The organism is Nonomuraea sp. B10E15, from assembly GCF_039871615.1.
Taxonomy (GTDB): Bacteria; Actinomycetota; Actinomycetes; order Streptosporangiales; family Streptosporangiaceae; genus Nonomuraea.
Genome location: NZ_JBDPMB010000042.1, coordinates 1 through 17,811, shown reverse-complemented (window position 1 = coordinate 17,811; position 17,811 = coordinate 1). Strand labels below are relative to the sequence as shown.

At 71.3% G+C, this 17,811-nt stretch carries 14 protein-coding genes; 9 read left to right on the top strand and 5 right to left on the bottom strand.

Annotation, left to right across the window (positions count from 1 at the left end; translation table 11 throughout):
* Window positions 1-48: 48 nt before the first annotated feature.
* The 3 genes from ABGB14_RS48775 to ABGB14_RS48765 all read right to left on the bottom strand — a co-directional run bounded on the left by ABGB14_RS48775 (window position 49) and on the right by ABGB14_RS48765 (window position 5,173).
* Window positions 49-2,400, bottom strand: a complete 2,352-nt coding sequence (locus tag ABGB14_RS48775; protein ID WP_347650720.1) for an AAA family ATPase — start codon at window positions 2,398-2,400, stop codon at window positions 49-51.
* Window positions 2,401-2,464: 64 nt separating this feature from the next.
* Complete coding sequence (locus ABGB14_RS48770; RefSeq protein WP_347650718.1) at window positions 2,465-3,361, bottom strand: haloalkane dehalogenase; 897 nt, start codon at window positions 3,359-3,361, stop codon at window positions 2,465-2,467.
* A gap of 72 nt (window positions 3,362-3,433) precedes the next feature.
* Window positions 3,434-5,173 carry a hypothetical protein gene (locus ABGB14_RS48765; protein ID WP_347650717.1) on the bottom strand — a complete coding sequence of 580 codons (1,740 nt, stop codon included), beginning with the start codon at window positions 5,171-5,173 and terminating at the stop codon, window positions 3,434-3,436.
* Window positions 5,174-5,431: 258 nt separating this feature from the next.
* Between ABGB14_RS48765 and ABGB14_RS48760 the strand changes: the two genes are divergently transcribed.
* A complete protein-coding gene (locus ABGB14_RS48760; RefSeq protein ID WP_347650716.1) occupies window positions 5,432-6,961 on the top strand; it encodes an MFS transporter in 1,530 nt (509 codons plus the stop codon).
* Window positions 6,962-7,008: 47 nt separating this feature from the next.
* The gene (locus ABGB14_RS48755) at window positions 7,009-7,683 is read left to right on the top strand and encodes a DoxX family protein (RefSeq protein WP_347650715.1); all 675 of its coding nucleotides are present in this window, start codon (window positions 7,009-7,011) and stop codon (window positions 7,681-7,683) included.
* Window positions 7,684-7,735: 52 nt separating this feature from the next.
* Here ABGB14_RS48755 and ABGB14_RS48750 read toward each other — a convergent pair whose 3' ends face one another.
* Together ABGB14_RS48750 and ABGB14_RS48745 are read right to left on the bottom strand one after the other, a co-directional pair.
* Window positions 7,736-8,797 (bottom strand): glycoside hydrolase family 76 protein, encoded by a 1,062-nt coding sequence (locus ABGB14_RS48750; RefSeq protein ID WP_347650714.1) that lies wholly within the window; start codon window positions 8,795-8,797, stop codon window positions 7,736-7,738.
* Window positions 8,798-8,849: 52 nt separating this feature from the next.
* Window positions 8,850-10,004, bottom strand: a complete 1,155-nt coding sequence (locus ABGB14_RS48745; RefSeq protein WP_347650713.1) for a substrate-binding domain-containing protein — start codon at window positions 10,002-10,004, stop codon at window positions 8,850-8,852.
* Window positions 10,005-10,191: 187 nt separating this feature from the next.
* Between ABGB14_RS48745 and ABGB14_RS48740 the strand changes: the two genes are divergently transcribed.
* From ABGB14_RS48740 to ABGB14_RS48710, 7 genes are all read left to right on the top strand, one after another.
* Entirely contained in the window at window positions 10,192-11,145 is a 954-nt protein-coding gene (locus tag ABGB14_RS48740; protein WP_347650712.1) for a sugar ABC transporter permease, read from the top strand.
* Between the two features lie 5 nt (window positions 11,146-11,150).
* The gene (locus ABGB14_RS48735; protein ID WP_347650711.1) at window positions 11,151-12,044 is read left to right on the top strand and encodes a carbohydrate ABC transporter permease; all 894 of its coding nucleotides are present in this window, start codon (window positions 11,151-11,153) and stop codon (window positions 12,042-12,044) included.
* A 37-nt stretch (window positions 12,045-12,081) separates the two neighbouring features.
* Window positions 12,082-13,359, top strand: coding sequence for an ABC transporter substrate-binding protein (locus ABGB14_RS48730; protein ID WP_347650710.1), 1,278 nt, complete (start codon window positions 12,082-12,084; stop codon window positions 13,357-13,359).
* 10 nt (window positions 13,360-13,369) lie between these two features.
* Window positions 13,370-14,860 (top strand): glycoside hydrolase family 76 protein, encoded by a 1,491-nt coding sequence (locus ABGB14_RS48725; RefSeq protein ID WP_347650709.1) that lies wholly within the window; start codon window positions 13,370-13,372, stop codon window positions 14,858-14,860.
* Window positions 14,861-14,944: 84 nt separating this feature from the next.
* Entirely contained in the window at window positions 14,945-16,528 is a 1,584-nt protein-coding gene (locus ABGB14_RS48720; protein WP_347650708.1) for a Coagulation factor 5/8 type domain-containing protein, read from the top strand.
* A gap of 74 nt (window positions 16,529-16,602) precedes the next feature.
* Window positions 16,603-17,142: a hypothetical protein gene (locus ABGB14_RS48715; protein ID WP_347650707.1), complete on the top strand. Its 540-nt coding sequence runs from the start codon at window positions 16,603-16,605 to the stop codon at window positions 17,140-17,142.
* On the top strand, window positions 17,126-17,692 hold the full coding sequence (locus ABGB14_RS48710) for an OmpA family protein (protein ID WP_347650706.1): 567 nt from the start codon (window positions 17,126-17,128) through the stop codon (window positions 17,690-17,692). The genes ABGB14_RS48715 and ABGB14_RS48710 overlap by 17 nt, the downstream gene beginning before the upstream one ends.
* Window positions 17,693-17,811: the final 119 nt, after the last annotated feature.

The following is a 17,811-nucleotide window of genomic DNA, read 5'->3' as shown; positions in this document are numbered from 1 at the left end:
GCCACCCGTCGTGCTCATCTTGCTACACAGGGTGAGCGTCGTGGTGGATTACCGGCCGGAAAGTTCGTCCACGGCGGTGCGGACGTCCTCGCTCGTGATCGTCGTCAGGTCGGCGGAGCTGGCCGAACCGCCACGCGAGGCGTGCGCGGCCAGCCTGACGTCGCGGCGCATGGCGGCGCGCTCGAACAGCGACCGGGCGAAGCGGCCGTTGCCGAGCCCGTCGATCAGCCGCTCCTCGCACACCCAGGCGAACACCTCGTCGAGCCGGCGCAGCGCCTCCTCGTCGAACGAGTCGCCGGACCGCTCCGCGAGCAGCACCGCGATCTCGGACAGCTCGGAGGGGGAGTAGCTGGGGAAGGCCACCCGCTGGTTGAACCGGCTGGCCAGGCCGGGGTTGGTGGCCAGGAAGGAGTCCATCTCGCGCTGGTAGCCGGCCAGCACGATCACGAGCCGGTCGCGGTCGTCCTCGGCGCGCTTGAGCAGGGTCTGCACGGCCTCGGCGCCGAACGCGTCGCCGCCCTGGTAGCCGGGATTGACCAGGCTGTAGGCCTCGTCGATGAAGAGCACCCCGCCCAGCGCCCGGTCGACCAGCTCGTTGGTCTTGATGGCGGTGGCGCCGAGGTGCTGGCCGACCAGGTCGGCCCGGTGCGCCTCGACGACGTCGGGCCTGGCCAGCAGGCCGAGCGCGGCGAACACCCGGCCCAGGACCCTGGCGACCGTGGTCTTGCCGGTGCCGGGCGGGCCGGCGAACACGAAGTGCCGCATCTGCGGCGGGGTGGGCAGCCCGCGCTCCTGCCGCATCCTGGCCACCTGGAGCTGCGCGGCGATGGCGTGCACCTGCCGTTTGACGGGCTCCAGGCCGGCCATCCTGTCGAGGTCGGCCAGCGCCTCCTCCAGCGTGGGCGTGGCCACGTAGCCGCGGAACCGCGCGGTCAGCTCCTCGAACGCCTTGGTGACGTCGGGCGTCGTGGTGGTGACGAGGTCGTGCGTGCTCGGAGTGCCGCCGGCGCCCACCACGCGCACGTCGCGGGCCTGCGCGGCGGCCTCCACCAGGCTGCGCGCGAACCTGGCGTTGCCTAGCTCGTCGACCAGGCCGCGCCGGTGCACGTCGTCGAAGAGGCCGAGCAGCACCCGCTTGGTGTCGTCGCCCATCGTGTCGCCCCTGCGCTTCTGCAGCAGCTCGGTGACCTCGACGAGCTCGGCGGGGGAGTAGCCGGGGAAGCGCACACGCGTGGCGAACCTGCTGGCCAGGCCGGGGTTGCTGGACAGGAACGAGCCCATCTCCTGCTCGTAGCCGGCCAGGATGATGATCAGCCGGTCGCGGTCGTCCTCCGCCCGCTTGAGCAGGGTCTGCACCGCCTCCGCGCCGAACCTGTCGGGCTGCCCGTCGGAGGAGTTGACCAGCCCGTACGCCTCGTCGATGAACAACACGCCGCCCAGCGCGCGATCGACCAGCTCGTTGGTCTTGATCGCGGTGGCGCCGAGGAACTCGCCCACCAGGTCGGCCCGCTGCGCCTCGACGACGTAGGGGGTTTCCAGCAGGCCGAACGCGTAGAAGATCTTGGCCAGCGCGCGGGCCACGCTGGTCTTGCCGGTGCCGGGCGGGCCGACGAAGACGAAGTGCCTGGTGGGCCGGCCGGTCGTGTAGCCGGCCTCGGCCCGCAGCCTGGACGCCTCGATGGAGGCGGCGATCGAGCGCACCTGCTCCTTGACCGGCGACAGGCCGACCATGCTCTCCAGCTCGCCCAGCGCCTCTTCGACGGAGATCTGCGGCGGCGCGGCGGATCTGTCCTGTGGCGACTCCGGCCTCCCCTCGCGGGCCCTGACCCGGACCTGCTGCTCCTCGGCCGCCGCGCGCTCGGCCTTGGCCTTGCGGGCCAGCAGGAAGCGCTGGATCAGCACCGCGAGGGCGGCGGCGTACGCGACCCAGACGGCGACGCTCTCGGAGGCGAAGGAGAGCGGGACGGCGAGCAGGCCCGCGGGGGCGAGCGCCACCAGCGTGCTCACCCACGGCGTCACCCAGCGGATCAGATGGGCGCCGGCCGCCACGGGCAGCGCCAGCCCGACCATGAGGTGCACCGAGCCCGAGCCGGCCGGGAACAGCCCGGAGAAGAGGGGCAGCGCCAGCACGACCCAGCCCGCGACCACCAGGGCGGTGGCGGCGGCGCGCGGGAAGCGCATGGTCAGCGCGACGAACGCGAGCGCCATGAGGACGAGCGGGAAGGTGCGCAGCAGGTCCCAGCCGAGTGCGGCGCCCACGCCCATGGCGGCGACCAGCACGACCACGTAGAGCACCCGGCGCACGGCGGGGGGAATCTGGTAGTAACGCTGCCGCACCTTCTCGAACAGATCCCGCGCCGCGGCCCGCCCCGCCGCCTGGGCCCTGTCGGACTCACGCATCACGCCTCCCCGGTCCGCCCCCGGTTATACCGCACCGGACGGGCGATTGGGCGGTCCTGACACGCTAGGTGGAGGTCACGAAAGCGGCGACGTGGCGGCCGAGTTCGGTGCCCGCGTCCTCCTGGAGGAAGTGGCCGGCGCCCTCGATCACGGGATGCCGCAGGCCGGAGGTGCCGGAGATCGATTTGAGCAGGATCGGCGCCATGCCGCCGGTGATCGGATCGCCGTCCGAGAACGCCACCAGGAACGGCCGGTCGAGGGTGGTGAGAACCTGCCAGGCAGCGCGGTTGGCGGGCGCGGCGGGGTCGTCGGGCGTGATCGGCACGAGGCCGGGCATGGCCCGCGGCCCCGCTTTGTACGCCTCGCCGGGGAACGGCGCGTCGTAGGCCGCGCGGACCTCCCCGGCCAGCCGCGTCCTGCAGCCCGCCTGCACGAGCCGGGCGATGTCCAGGACCGGGGCCCTGAGCACGGTGGCCTTGAACTGGTGCCACACCTCGGGCATGGGAATGTCACCGGTCGGCAAGCCCGTGTTGGCTGCCACGATCCTGGCGACGCGCTCGGGGTGTTCGGCGGCGACGCGCAGCCCGATCAGCCCGCCCCAGTCCTGGCCGACGACGGTGACGCCGCTCAGGCCGAGCGCGTCGAACAGCAGGGCGCGGGTCCACTCCACGTGCCTGGCGTACGTGTGGGCGGCGAGGTCGGCCGGCTTGTCGGAGCGGCCGAATCCGACGAGGTCGACGGCGATCGCGCGCAGCCCGGCCGCGGCCAGCTCCGGCATGACGTGCCGGTAGAGGAACGACCAGGTCGGCTCTCCGTGCAGCAGCACGACGGGCTCGCCCTCGGCGGGGCCCGCCTCGACGTAGGCCATGCGCAGGCCGTCGGCGACGTCGGCGTAGCGGGGTTCGTAGGGGAAGCCGGGCAGGCCGGCGAAGCGCTCTTCAGGCGTGCGCAGGACGTCCATAGAATAATATTCTACGCGGGATCGGCGGGCCGCGCCCTGTCCCGCCGGCGTGCCATCGGCGTGCGGTCACGCTCAGGTCCGGCGGCGCTGGTGGCGGCCGGGAAACTCGCCCAGGAACACCTCCTTGGGCGTGATGCGCAGGACGTCCGAGTCGGCCTGGGCGATGCCGCGCACCTCCACCCAGAAGCGCCGCTGCAACGGGTCCGTGGCGAACACCGCCACCCTGGGGTCGGCCTCGATGGCGTCCCAGGCCTCCGTCTCCGCGATCAGCCGCAGCTCGCCCGACGAGGTGACGGACGCCACCGCGCCCGCGACCCGGGGACCGAGGGAGTCGGCGTACGACAGGACGATGCTGCGGGCGTACGAGAAGGTCCGGCGCACCTCCGGGTCGAGCGGGACGGACGGCTCGGCGCCCATGGGCAGGTCGCACATCAGGAGGGAGGCCCGCCACGGGCCGGCGCCGCCGCGCCACCACGCGCGCGCCGCGCGGGCCAGGAACACGCCCATCGCCACGCCCAGGCCGCCGAGCCCGGTCCGCCACGCCCACGCCGACCCGAGCAGCCCGCCCGCCGCGCTCGCCACGGCGGACAGCACGACGAGGCCCGTCGCGATGAGCAGCCACCTGTCTCCGCGGTGCCGGGCGCGCAGGTATCCGCGCACCATCGGGTACGGCACCGCGACCGCCGCCAGCGCGGCCGTGGGCTCCACGGCGAGGGCCCCGCCGAGCAGCGGAACGAGCACCGTCCAGGTCCTGACGAGCAGGATCCAGAGCGTCACGCCGGTGTTCCGCCTGGCGGTGCGCTCGCTCTCCTGGGCCCGCGCCGACGCGGCCAGCGCCCGCAGCGGGCGGCCACGCCATGCCTCGGCCAGGGCGCGTACGGCGGCCAGCGCCGGCCAGCCCAGCACCGCGATGCCCGCCAGACCGGCCCAGACGGGGTCGAACGCGGCCGGCAGCGCCGGCATGGCCGCCAGCAGCAGCCAGGCGGCGAACGCCGCCACCGACACCGCCGCCGAGACGAGGTGCGCGCCGAGCCAGGGGTCCCGGCAGAGCATCGGCCGCACGTACCGCCACAGACCCACCCGCCTGGCCTGCCTGACCGTGAGCGGCACCAGCAGGGCCAGCACCGCGAAGCCGCCGAGCTCTGCCTGCGCGCCCCAGCCGGTCAGCAGCGCGGCCGCGGCTATCGCGACCGTGGCCAGGGCGACCAGCAGGCGTGCCTGGCGGGACCAGACCTCCAGGGCGCGCCTCGCCCTGCCGGTGTCGCGCGGGTGCACCGGCCATGCGGGATCGTGGTGCGGGCGGGGGCGGTCCCAGCGCAGCAGCGACAGGCCGAGGTTCACGCGGGCCTGCGGGTGGCCGGGCTCGGTGGCGAGCGCGGCGCGGTAGGACCGCTCGGCGGCGGCGTGATCGCCGCGCAGCAGGGCCAGATCGCCCAGCAGGACCCTCGGGCCGGCCTCCTCGGGCGCGAACTTCGCCGCCAGCGTGGCGTGCTCGGCCGCGTCGCCCCAGCGGCCGGGCACGCGGCGCAGGATCGAGGCCAGGCGCAGGCGGGCCGGCCAGGAGCCGCGGGCGAGCTCGACGGCCCGCTCCGCGGCGGGCACGGCATCGGCGTCGCGGCCCAGCCGCTCGTGGGCGAGGCTGATGAGCCGGTGCGCCCACTCGGCGGACGGATCAAGGCCGGACGCCCTCCGGGCGGCGTCGAGCGCGGAGTCGGGACGGCCGGCGTTCAGCCTGGCCAGGGCCTCGGCGCACCACTCGCGGGAGGACCGGTCGGGAAGATTGCCTTTTCTGCCATGTTGATCGGTCCCCACGGTCCCATGATCGCTTCGCGAACGATCGTTGGATAGATACCGACATATGGCTGTATCTCTCTAGAGAGGTTCGTGTGTGACCCTGGATCAGGCGATACCGCTACGACAAGTGCCTGACATGGCCTAAGCTGCCACGCAAGCCGGAGCGGAGGAGCCGGGCGCGAGGCCTCGGAAGGAGCGAGTGCCGAGCCGCAATCCCACGCGCCGACCCGAGAGCACGTGCGGGCCCTGGACACGGATCGGCCTGCAAGGAGGCCCATGACCGTCACACAGGCCGCACTTTTCGTACGGACTGCGGACCGGGAGCACCGGGACCACCGCTGGTCCATCCTCGTGCTCCTGTGCCTGAGCCTGCTGCTGATCACCGTGGACGCCACGGTCCTGCACATCGCGGTGCCCGCGCTCACGGCCGCGCTCGAACCCTCCGCCGTGCAGCTGCTGTGGATCATCGACATCTACTCGCTGGTGGTCGCGCCCCTGCTGATCATGTTCGGCACGCTGGGTGACAAGTACGGTCGCAAACGCATGGTCCTGTGCGGCTTCGCGCTGTTCGGCCTGGCCTCGGCGGGCGCGGCGTTCGCCCCGACGCCGCTGACCCTCATCCTGGCCAGGGCGCTACTCGGCGTCGGCGGCGCGATGATCATGCCGGCCACGCTGTCGCTGATCCGCCAGGTGTTCACCGACCGGCGCGAGCGGGCCATCGCGCTGGGCGTCTGGAGCGCGGTCGCCGCCGCGGGCGCGGCCGTCGGGCCGCTCGTCGGCGGCGTGCTCGTCGGCGTCTGGTGGGGCGCGGTCTTCCTGATCAACGTGCCGATCCTGCTGGTGCTGCTGCCCGCCGCCGTCCGGCTGCTGCCGGACTCGCGCGAGCACAAGGACCGGCCGTGGGACGCGATGAGCGCCGTGCTCTCCGTGCTCGGGATCCTGGCGCTGGCGTTCGGGCTGAAGGAGGCGGGCTCGGGCAGCCTGATGCCGTTGTGGGCGTCCGTGCTGGTGTTCCTGACCGGGCTCGGGCTGCTGGCCGCCTTCGTCCGGCGGCAGACGCGGCTGCCGACGCCGCTGCTGGAGATCGGACTGTTCCGGCGGCGCGAGTTCGCCACCGGGGTCGCGGGCGTGCTGCTCGGCGTGTTCGCGCTGGTCGGGCTCCAGCTCATGCTCGCCCAATACCTTCAGCTCGTGCTCGGCGACAGCCCGCTGCGCGCCGCGGTCCGGATGTTGCCGCTGGTCATCTCCGCCATCTCCGGCGGGCTCGCCGCCGCCCACATCCTGCCGAGGATCGGCATGCGGGCCACGATGAGCGGCGGTCTCGGCCTCGTCGCGCTGGCGCTGACGCCCACACTGAGCTGGGGGGTCGAGGGCCATCCCGTGATGCTGGCGATCTGCTTCGTCGGCATCGGCTTCGGAGTGCAGGTGGCGCTCCTGGCCGCCTCCGACACGATCATGTCGTCGGCGACCGAGTCCCAGGCGGGTGGGGCCGCGGCCATCGAGGAGACCGCCTACGAGCTGGGGGCCGGCCTGGGCGTGGCCGTGCTCGGCACGATCACCGCCATCGTGTACGCCCCCGGCTTGCCCGCCGTGCCCGGAGTGTCCGCGGGCGGCATGGACAAGGCCAGGCAGTCGCTCGCCTCGGCCGCGCACGTCGCGGACGAGGTCGGCGGCCGAGCCGGTGGCGCGCTGCTCGACGCCGCCCGGTGGGCCTTCGTCAACGCCCTGCACACGACCGTGGTCGTGAGCGTCGTTCTGCTGAGCCTGACCGCCGTCGCGGTGGCCACGTTGCTCAGCCGTGATTGAGGTGTGCCATGTCCCGATCAGGGCAGACAATTACCGTGAGACAGGCCTTGAGCGATCTTGCCGCTTTAGTCGCCCGCATCGGCGTGGGCGGTATCTTCTTCGCCAACGGCTGGGCCAAGCTGGAAGACGGGCTGAAGATCACCGGGGAGAAGTTCCTGGAACAGGGCGCCCCCGCCCCCGGCGCCTGGGCTCCGATCACGATGCTGGCCGAGCTCATCGGCGGCGCCTTACTGATCGCCGGGCTGGCGGTCTCCGTCACCGGGCTGATCCTCTTCGCCGAGGCGCTCGCCGTCTTCCTGGTCGCGCCGCCGCTCAACCCCATCAGCCTCAATGAGCTGATCCTCCTCGGCGCGGCGTCCCTGCTGCTGGCCGTGGTGGGGGCGGGACGGGCCTCGGTGGACCACATGGTGGTGATCCGGCGGCGGGAGTCGGAGGCGGCGGACGAGTTCGCCGCCGACAGGGAGGCGGACAACGTCATCGCCTCACTCCGCGAACCCGACACCAAGCCAGACAAGCCAGATGCCAGGGATAAGCCCACCAAGACGGGCAAATCCGAACCCGCGCCCGACGCCCAGGCCACGGAGGACACGGCGCCGCACCCGCGTCCGCGCTCCGGTGAGCAGAAGAGCGGCGAGGACCCGGCGCCGACGCCGGGCGACACGCTGGTGGCCGGCCGCAAGAAACCCCCGGCCCGGGGCCGCCGCACCACCACCTCCGACTGACCCCTCCCCGCCGGCTCGGTCCCGCGGGGACGGGGAACGGCTCGCCGCCCGGTCAGGCGGGGGCGACGGGGGAGGAGACGAGGGCGGCGCAGGCCTCGGTGGCCATGACGGCGCTCAGCTGCGCCGACAGGGGCACCTTGCCGTCCGCCGCGCGCGTCCACACCGGCCCGGCCAGGATCGTGCCGTCGCGGGCGCACGACCGCCACACCCGCTCAGTGCTGGCCAGCATGAAGTCCCGCAGGTCCGGCACGTCGGCCGCGTCCACCAGGAGGCGGGCGTACCGGTAGAAGACACCCTTGAACAGCCCTTCGTCACCGCCGCCGCCCTCGTCGGCGAAGACCCCGGCCGGGGCCAGCTCCGTGAGGGCCGTGCGCGCCGTCCTGGTGGCCCGCCGCAGGTAGTCGTCATCCCCGAGAGCGCCCGCCAGCTCCACGCAGGCCCCGATGTACAGACCCTGGTTGTACGTGAAGCGCCACTGCTCGTCGATGGCGTGGTCCTGCTGCCGGTTGATGCCGTCGTGGACGAACCCGTCCTCCCGCACCAGCACGCGCTCGAGCCAGTCCATCGCCCGCCGCCCCCAGTCCAGCTGCGCGGGGTCGCCCGTGTGCCGGTGCAGGCGGGCGGAGAGCAGCACGAAGGGACCGTTGGCGGGGGTGTTCTTGTAGTACGGCTGGGGGACCCGCCAGGCGATGCCGCCCCCTTCGTGCTCGTTCCAGCCGTTGTCCAGCACGTGCCGCCAGATCGCGGCCGCCTCGGCGCGCAGCCCGTCGTCACCGCGGGCGTCGGCCAGCCGCAGGATCGCCAGGCCGAACCAGAGCATGTCGTCGAAGTAGTCGTTGAACAGCGACCCGTCGTTGCGCGCGAGGATGTTGTCGTGGATCTCCCTGGCCCGGTCCAGCCACGACGGGTCCGAGGTCCGCTCGTACGCGTCCACCCGCGCGTCCAGGGCGTGCGCCAGCCACCAGTAGTTGAAGACGTCGTTGTCGCCGGGACCCAGCGGGTGCCAGTTGTCGTACAGCTGGCGGCCGGGGGCGGCGAAATAGTGATCCAGGCTGCGCTGCGCCACGTCGGCGCGGTCGTTCCAGAGGGTGCGGGGATCGGGCTCGGGCGACACCAGGCGTTCTCCGTTCGTCGTTGCGGGTGGTCCTTGAGTCCGGGGGCCGCTTCTAGCGCGGCTCGCGCTGGTCGTGGGCCTCGACGATCGTGAAGGGGACGATGGATCGCGAGGGCACGGGTTCGCCGCGCGTCTGGGCGAGCAGCAGGTCGACCGCGCGCCTGCCCATCTCGCGCTGGTCCTGGCGCACGTGCAGGAAGGCGGGCCCGGCGACGGGGTCGCCGGCGGAGTCGAAGCAGGCGATGAGGGGCCTGGCGCGGCCGGGCGGGGCCGCCACGGCCCGGTCCATCACGCGCGCCAGGTTGTACTCGCAGACCACGAACGCGGTGACCTCGGGTTCGCGCTCCTGGAAGGCGCGGACCCGCTCCACGTCGGCCCGCACGTTCTCCGCGCTGAAGGCGCCGGGCAGGGTGCTGGACAGGCCGGTCAGCAGGTGCTGGTGGCTGAGCGGCAGGCCGCGCCCCGCCAGGGCGGTGCGGAACCCCTCCAGCCGCTCCTCGATGCTCGAGGTGTTCTCCGGCGGGGGCGAGACGAACGCGATGTGCCGGTGCCCCAGATCGAGCAGGCGGTCGGTGAGGGTGCGGGCGGCCGCCACGTTGTCGGTGTGGACGGCGCAGGCCTGGATGCCCGCCAGATAGCGGTCGACCAGCACCAGAGGGTAGCCGGCGAGGATGGTCCGCAGCAGGCGGGCGTTGTAGTACTCGCCGTGGACGGGGAAGACGATCAGACCGTCGACGAGGCCGCCGTCCACCATGGACGCGATCGCGCGCTCCTCCTCCGCCTGGTCGCCGCGGGTGCGCTTGATCACGAGGGCGATCCCGTGTTCCGCGCAGCGCTCCTCCACGGCGGCGAGCAGTTCGAGACCGTACGCCTCCGACGCGTCGGGATAGATCAGCGCGATCGCGCCGGGAGCCCGCTCGCCCGGTGCCGCGCGCTCGGCCGCGGCTCCCTGGGCCGGGATCGCGAGCTGGTCGAGGTCGGGCAGCTCGCCGGCGACGAACGAGCCCTTGCCGCGGATCCGCTCGACGACGCCCGCCTGTCTGAGGAGCTCCAGGGCGCGCTTCGAGGTGATGCGGCTGACCTCGAACTGCTCGGCCAGCTCCATCTCTGAGGAGACACGGTCTCCCGGGACCAGGGCGCCCCGCCTGATCTCGTCCAGCACGTAATCGATGATCCGCTCGTAGAGCAGCGGGCCTCTTGCGACCACTCTTCCCCTTAGGCCACGAAAGTTGGTATGTCAGCGAAAGCTAGATATATACCATCTTACCTGCCCGTCTTGCTGGTCTCCGTTGCAGAGATATTTCGTCCTGGTATCTCCAACATATTGACTTATATCAACATGCTTTCTACCTTTCCCACAAGTGACATCTCCGGGAAGTCCCGAAGGAGACCGCGTGACCAGGACGCTCGCCACAGGGCCGGACATCCGCGGGCCCGCCGCCGGCCCTGCTCCCCACCGCCGGCCCCCCGAACGTTCGGCACTGGGCCGCCACCAGGCACGCGCCGGGATGGTGTTCACCGCGCCGGCGATGGTGTTGTTCCTCGTCTTCACCGTGCTGCCCGTGGTCGGAGCCTTCGGCCTCAGCTTCACCGCGTACGACGTGCTCACGCCTCCGTCCTGGGCCGGCCTGGCCAACTACGCCCGTCTCCTGGAGGACGACACGTTCTTCACCACGCTGAAGAACATCCTCTACTACTGCGCCATGTTCGTGCCCGCCATGATCGCCCTCTCGCTGGTGCTGGCGCTGGCGCTCAGCCGGCGGCTCCCGGGCATGGCGATCTTCCGCACCGTCTACTTCATCCCGGTCGTCACCTCACCCGTCGCCGCCGCGACCGTATGGGCGTGGATGCTGAACAGCCACTACGGCCCCGTCAACGAGATCCTCGGCTACCTCGGCATCCCCGGCCCCGCCTGGCTGGGCGACGGCAGCACGGCCATGGTGTCCATCGTGATCGTCACGCTGTGGCAGGGGGTGGGCTCCAACATGCTCATCTACCTGGCCGGCCTGCAGAACGTCCCCGCCCACCTGTACGAGGCCGCCGCCCTCGACGGGGCCGGCCGCTGGCGGTCCTTCCTGCACATCACCTGGCCCTCGCTGCGCACGACGACGTTCTTCGTCACGACCCTGTCGCTGATCGGCGCGTTCCAGCTCTTCGACCAGGCGTACGTGATGACCAAAGGCGGTCCCGGCAACACGACGCTGACGCCCGTCTACCAGATCTACGAGACCGGCTTCAACCGGCTGCAGATGGGCTACGCCTCGGCCCAGGCCTTCACCCTCTTCATCATCATCGTCGCCGTCACGGTGATCAACATGCGGGTCAACCGCGACCAGGTGCCGGAGTGATGCTTATGACCACCAGCAGGACCACCAGAACGATCCGCCTCGCGCTCGGCTGCACGGCCTTCTACGGCGTCCTGACCGTGGTGGGGCTGTTCATGCTGCTGCCGTTCCTGTGGTCGCTGAGCACGTCGCTCAAGCCGGACGAGGACATCATCGCGCTGCCCGTCAAGTGGCTGCCCGGCTCGATCACCTTCGAGCACTACTGGTCGGCGTTCACCACCGTCCCGTTCGCCCGGCACTTCGCCAACTCCATGCTGCTGGCCGTCGCGGGCGTGGCGACCAACGTGCTGCTCGGGGCGCTGGCGGGCTACGCCTTCGCCCGGCTGGCCTTCCGCGGCAACCGGCTGCTGTTCCGGCTGCTGCTGGCGTCGATGATGGTGCCGCCCGTCGTGACGCTGGTGCCGTCGTTCATCATCGTCAGGAGCATGCCGCTGGCAGGCGGCAACGACCTCGCCGGCCAGGGCGGGGCCGGGCTGCTCAACACGTACTGGGCGGTCATCCTGCCCGGCGCGGTCGGGGCGTTCGCGGTGTTCATGATGCGGCAGTTCTTCCTGGCGCTGCCCAAGGACCTGGGCGAGGCGGCACGCGTCGACGGGTGCCGCGAGTTCCGCATCTTCTGGAGCATCTACCTGCCGCTGTGCCGTCCGGCGCTGGCCACGCTGTCGGTGTTCACGTTCGTCGCCGGCTGGAACGGCTTCCTGTGGCCGCTGATCGTGCTCAACGACCCCGACATGATGACGATCCAGATGAGCCTGGCCGCCTTCTCCTTCAACCAGAAGACCGACTACGGGCCGCTCATGGCCGGATCCATCGTCGCCATGGTGCCCACACTCCTGCTGTTCGCCTTCGGACAGCGCTACCTCACCCGCGGCCTGGCCTTCACCGGCACGGGCTCGAAGTGACACCCCTTGTGATCTCCGAGAAAGGAAAGAGCCGCCGATGCGCTGGACTCTGCCCGGGCGGCCGGCCGTCACCACCGTCGCCCTCCTGACCGTGATCTCCACCGGCTGCGCCCCGTCCTCCGACGACTCCTCCGGCTCCGGCGGGGTGGTCGAGCTGACCTTCTGGGGCGACTGGTCGGGCGAAGGCGAACAGCAGTTCAGGACGATGACCGACGCCTTCAACAAGACCCACCCCGGCATCCAGGTCGAGTACGTCGTGCAGGAGGACATACTCACCAAGTTCCTCACCGCCTCCACCTCCGGCCAGGCGCCCGACGTCATGTTCTGGGACCGCTGGCGCACGGCCACGTACGCGCCCAAGAACGTGCTGGAGCCGCTCGACGAGCGGATGAAGAAGGACGGTGTCGAGCGCGAGCGGTTCTACGGCGAGGCGGTGCGCGAGCTGACCCACGACGGCAAGGTGTACGGCCTGCCGCTGACCGTCGACGCGCGGGCCCTGTTCTACAACAAGGCCCACCTGAAGGAGGCCGGGGTGGAGCCGCCGCGGACCTGGGCCGAACTGGAGCAGGCGGCGATCAAGCTGACCAGGCGGGAGGGCGGCAAGCTCGTCCGCGCCGGGCTGTCGATGGACGACGCGGGCCTGTTCAGCATGTACCTGCGCCAGGCCGGCGGCCAGATGGTCACCGACGACTGCTCCCGCACGACCTTCAACAGCCCGCAGGGCGCGCAGGCGCTCGACCTATGGAGCCGCATGATCAAGGGCGGCGTCTACCAGACCGGGTTCGAGACCGGCCTGGGAGAAGGCACCGACGCGTTCGCCACCGGCAAGGTCTCCATGATCTTCACGGGCCCGTGGAACATCACCACCTACCGCAAGTACGGCAAGGACCTCGACTTCGGCATCGTGCCGCCGCCGGCGGGGCCGCAGGGTGACCAGGCCAGCCTCATGGGCGGGTTCGGCCTGGTGATCCCGCGCGCGGCCAAGCAGAAGGACGCCGCCTGGGAGTTCGTCAAGTGGTGGACGGCCGAGAAGGACAACGCGCTGAAGTGGGCCAGGACCAGCCTGAACATCCCCGGCAACGTGGAGGCCGCGAAGGATCCCTTCTTCACCGGCGACCCGTTCTGGAAGCCGATCCTCGACACGCTCGAGTACGCCAAGGTCCGGCCGGCCTGCGCCGGCTACCCGCCGATGGAGGACGACGCCCTCATCCCCAACCTGCAGTTGTTCCTCGGCGGCAAGGCCACCGCCCAGCAGTCCCTGGCCAAGGCCCAGGAGCAGGGGGACCGCGTCCTGACCCAGAACAACCTCGACTGAGGAGAGCATCGTGAAAGCGCGCATGACCGCCGCCTGCGTGGCGTTATTCGCCCTGCTGCAGGCCGGCCTCGCCGCCCAGCCGGCGCACGCCACCGTCCCCCGGGACGCCGACGCCGCCATGTCGGCCTTCGTCGACGCCTTCTGGGACCCGGAGAAGAAGTACTTCTACACCAACAGCGACCACCGTGTGCACGAGCACGCCCACGGACCGGAGGACGGGCTCTACACCGACTTCTGGTGGGAGGCGCAGCTGTGGGAGCTGGTGATGGACGCCTACGAGCGCACCCGCAGCCCGGAGTACCGCCGGATGGTCGACGACGTGTACGCCGGCTTCGTCGCCTACTACCCGGACTTCGCCAACGACTTCAACGACGACCTCGGGTGGTGGGCGCTGGCGAGCGCCCGGGCGTACGAGCTGACGGGGGACGAGACGTACCTGAACCGGTCGAAGGAGCTGTTCGACCGGATCTGGGCCGAGCGCGACGACACCCACGGCGGCGGCATCTGGTGGCGCAACGACGTGCGCGACCAGAAGAACGTCGCCACCAACGCCCCCGCGGCGATCACCGCCGCGAAGCTGCACGCCGCGACGGGCGAGGCCTCCTACCTGTCGCGGGCGCGGGGCCTGTTCGCCTGGGTCAAGGAGAACCTGCAGGAGGACGGGCACGTCCACGACCACTTCGAAGCCGACGGCACGCTCGTCAAGTGGGACTTCACCTACAACTTCGGCACCTACATCGGCGCCGCCGCCGCGCTCCACGAGGCGACGGGCGAGGCCTCCTACCTCGCCGACGCCCGCGCCGCCGCCGACTGGGCCACCGCCAACCTCACCAACGGCGGCACCCTGCTGCACGAGGGCGTCAACGACGGTGGCGGCTTCAAGGCGCTGCTGGTCCGCTATCTCAACGTGCTGGTCACCCGGCACGGCCAGACGAGGTATCTGCCGTTCCTGCAGCGCAACGCCACCCAGGCGTGGCAGCACCGGCGTCCTTCCGACGGCCTGATGGGCCCCGACTGGTCCGCGCCCGCGCCTGACACGTTCCTGCAGAGCCTGACGGCGGCGGCCCCCGTCAGCATGCTCCAGCTCGTCAAGCCCGACGGCAACGGCGGGCTCCAGCCGGAGAACGGCGTGTACGAGGCCGAGAACGCGCGCTCCGAGGGCATCGGAGGGGAGAGCAGCCAGCCGGGCTTCACCGGCAGGGGCTATCTCGCCGGCTGGAACGCCGCGGACCAGGCGCTGACCATTCACGTGAACGTGGGCCGCGCCGGGCGCCACCAGCTGCGCTTCCGCTACGCCGCCGGGGCGGGCGACGCGGGGCGCCGCGTCCTGGTGAACGGCGCCCAGGCCGGCGACCTGCGCTTCCCCGCCACGCAGGGCTGGGGCCAGTGGGGCACCGCCGTGCTCGACGGGGTCAGGCTGGCGCGCGGGCACAACACGATCCGGATGGAGCTGGGGGCCGGCAACTACCTCAACCTCGACGCGATCACCCTAGGCACATGAGACCCGCTCATGTTTGGGCCTTGCGGGGCCGGTGACGGCGGCGGATGCTGGGAGGGCAGCGACCCCCCAGCCTGGCGAGGTGTGATGTCCCGCCGCTCAGCCCTCGCAGCCATCGCCGTGCTGCTCCTCGTGACCGGCACGCTGACGATCCCGCGGACCAGCCCCGCCGCGGCGGAGGCCGAGGTCCGCGGGTTCGTCGACGCCCACAGCCACCTGTTCTCCTACGAGGCGTTCGGCGGCCTGCTGATGTGCGGGCGGCCGTTCCACGCGCAGGGCGTAGAGAAGGCCCTGACCGACTGCGCCGACCACCACCCGAACGGCGAGCTCGCCTGGTACGAGAACCTCACCCGCACCGGGTCGCCGACCGGGACCCACGACCCGGTCGGCTGGCCCACGTTCCGCGACTGGCCGGCGCACGACTCCCTGACCCACCAGCAGGCGTACTACACGTGGGTGGAACGCGCCTGGCGGGGCGGGCTCCGCGTCATGGTCAACCACCTGGTCGCCAACCGGCAACTCTGCGTCATCTACCCGCTGAAGCGGAACGCCTGCGACGAGATGGCCTCGATCAGGCGGCAGGCCGAGCGGGCCCGCGAGCTGCAGGACCACATCGACGCCGAGCACGGAGGCCCCGGGCAGGGCTGGTTCCGCATCGTGCGCGACCCGGCCGAAGCCAGGCAGGTCGTCCAGGCCGGCAAGCTCGCGGTCGTCCTGGGCGTCGAGACCTCCGAGCCGTTCGGCTGCCGCACGCTGCTCGGCATCCCCCGCTGCACCAGGGGACAGATCGACCGAGGGCTCGACGAGATGCACGCGCTCGGCGTGCGCAGCATGTTCGTGTGCCACAAGTACGACAACGCGCTGTGCGGCGTGCGCTTCGACTCCGGCACGCAGGGCGCGATCGTCAACCTGGGCAACCTGCTCAGCGGCGGGTCGTTCTGGCAGGCCCGCACCTGCACCGGCCCGGCGCACGACAACCCGATCGACCCGGGCGGCGTCCTGCCCGATCCGATCGCCGGCCTGCTCCCGCCCGGCGTCTCGCTCCCGCTCTATCCGCCGGCGCCGCACTGCAACACGAGGGGCCTGACCGAGCTCGGCGAGTACATGGTCAAGGGCATGATCGAACGCGGCATGCTGGTCGAGATCGATCACATGAGTGTGAAGGCCGCGGAACGCACGCTCGACCTCCTCGAAGCCGCCCGGTACCCGGGCGTGATCTCCTCCCACAGCTGGACCGACCCGCATTTCTTCGGGCGCGTCTACGCACTCGGCGGCATGATCACCCAGTACGGGCACGACGCCGAGCACTTCGTCGCCGAGTGGGCCCGCACCGAGCCGCTCCGGCGGGAGCACCGGATCGCCGGTTACGGCTACGGCCTGGACGTCAACGGGATGGGGAGGCTGCCCGGGCCGAGGGCCGGCAACTCCGGTAACCCCGTGACGTACCCGTTCGCGACCTTCGACGGCGGCGAGCGCCTTGACCGGTTGCGCACCGGCGAGCGGGTGTGGGACGTCAACACCGACGGGGTCGCCAACTACGGCCTGGTACCCGACTGGATCGAGGACATGCGGATCATCGCCGGCGACGAGATCGTGCGGGACCTGGCGGCGGGCGCCGAGGCGTACCTGCGGATGTGGGAGGCGGCGAGTTCCTCTCGATCATCGACCTGAAATATCGGTATAATTCCGGCCGCATCAGGCTGACGAAAGTTCTCACTTCCGTGCTCGCCACCGTGCTTGTTCCCGTGCTCGTCACAGGATGCCAGCTCGGCCAGCCATCCTCGCCGCGAGCCACGGAGGAGGACGCGCCCTCCAGGTCCGAGCCGGTCAAGCAGGCGACCACACCGGCCACCACGCCGGCCACCATCCCTCCTGACCAGGTCCTGGCCGGCCGGGAAGGGACGTTCGACGGCCACACGTTCGAGGTGGAGATCGTCCAGCTGATCCGCAGGGAGCGGTTCGTCAACCTCACCTTCACCGTCACGGTGACGAAGGAGGGCGGAGACCCGCTCGGGTGGCAGGTGAACAACGCCTTCTCGGCCGTCCCCTCGCCCAGGCCGACCGTGGACGGCGTCCACCTCGTCGACGTCAAGAACGCCAAGAAGCACCTCGTGGCGCTGGACAGCGAGGGCAAATGCGTGTGCAGCCGGATCGAAGCCCTGTTCCTGAGGCAGGACCAGAGCGCGGTCTTCTCCGCCACGTTCGCCGCGCCGCCCGCGGACGTGGGCTCGGTGGACGTGCACATTCCGAACGTGGGGACGCTGGCGAATGTACCGATCAGCTAGCGCGCTCGTCCTGTTGTTGCTCGTGACGCTCACGCCCACCCCCTCGCCCTCGCAACCCGTCCAGGTGCCCGTGGGAGGAGGGGAGCCGGCCACCGCGCCGGTGCTCGACATCAGCGGCAAGATCCTCGACATCTCCGAGCGGATCTCCAACCTCGACGAGTCGGTGACCAACGAGACCAGCGGCAGGGAACGCACGATCACGGTGGCCGCCGACGTGCTGTTCGCCTTCGACAAGGCCACGCTGACCGGCAAGGCCAAGAGCCGGCTCGCGCAGGCCGCCGAGCTGCTCAAGGCCGAGGCGGCGGGCAAGCCGGTGAAGATCGACGGCTACACTGACACCAAGGGCTCCGACTCCTACAACCTGGAGTTGTCGCGCGAACGGGCGAACGCGGTGCGCGACGCGCTCGGCGAGCTCGTGCCGGACACCGACTTCGCCGTGGCCGGCCACGGCGAGGAAGACCCCGTCGCGCCCAACGTCCTGCCCGACGGGGGCGACAACCCCAAGGGCCGCGCCAGGAACCGCAGGGTGGAGATCAGCTTCACCCGCTGACAGAGATGATGTAGGGGAGCACCTCCCGCCAGTCCTGACCCACCCTCTGACTGACCTCGGGTCTTCAACGGGATCTGTCGGTCTGAGCGGGAAGTGCTCGCCTGCACCCACCGGACGTG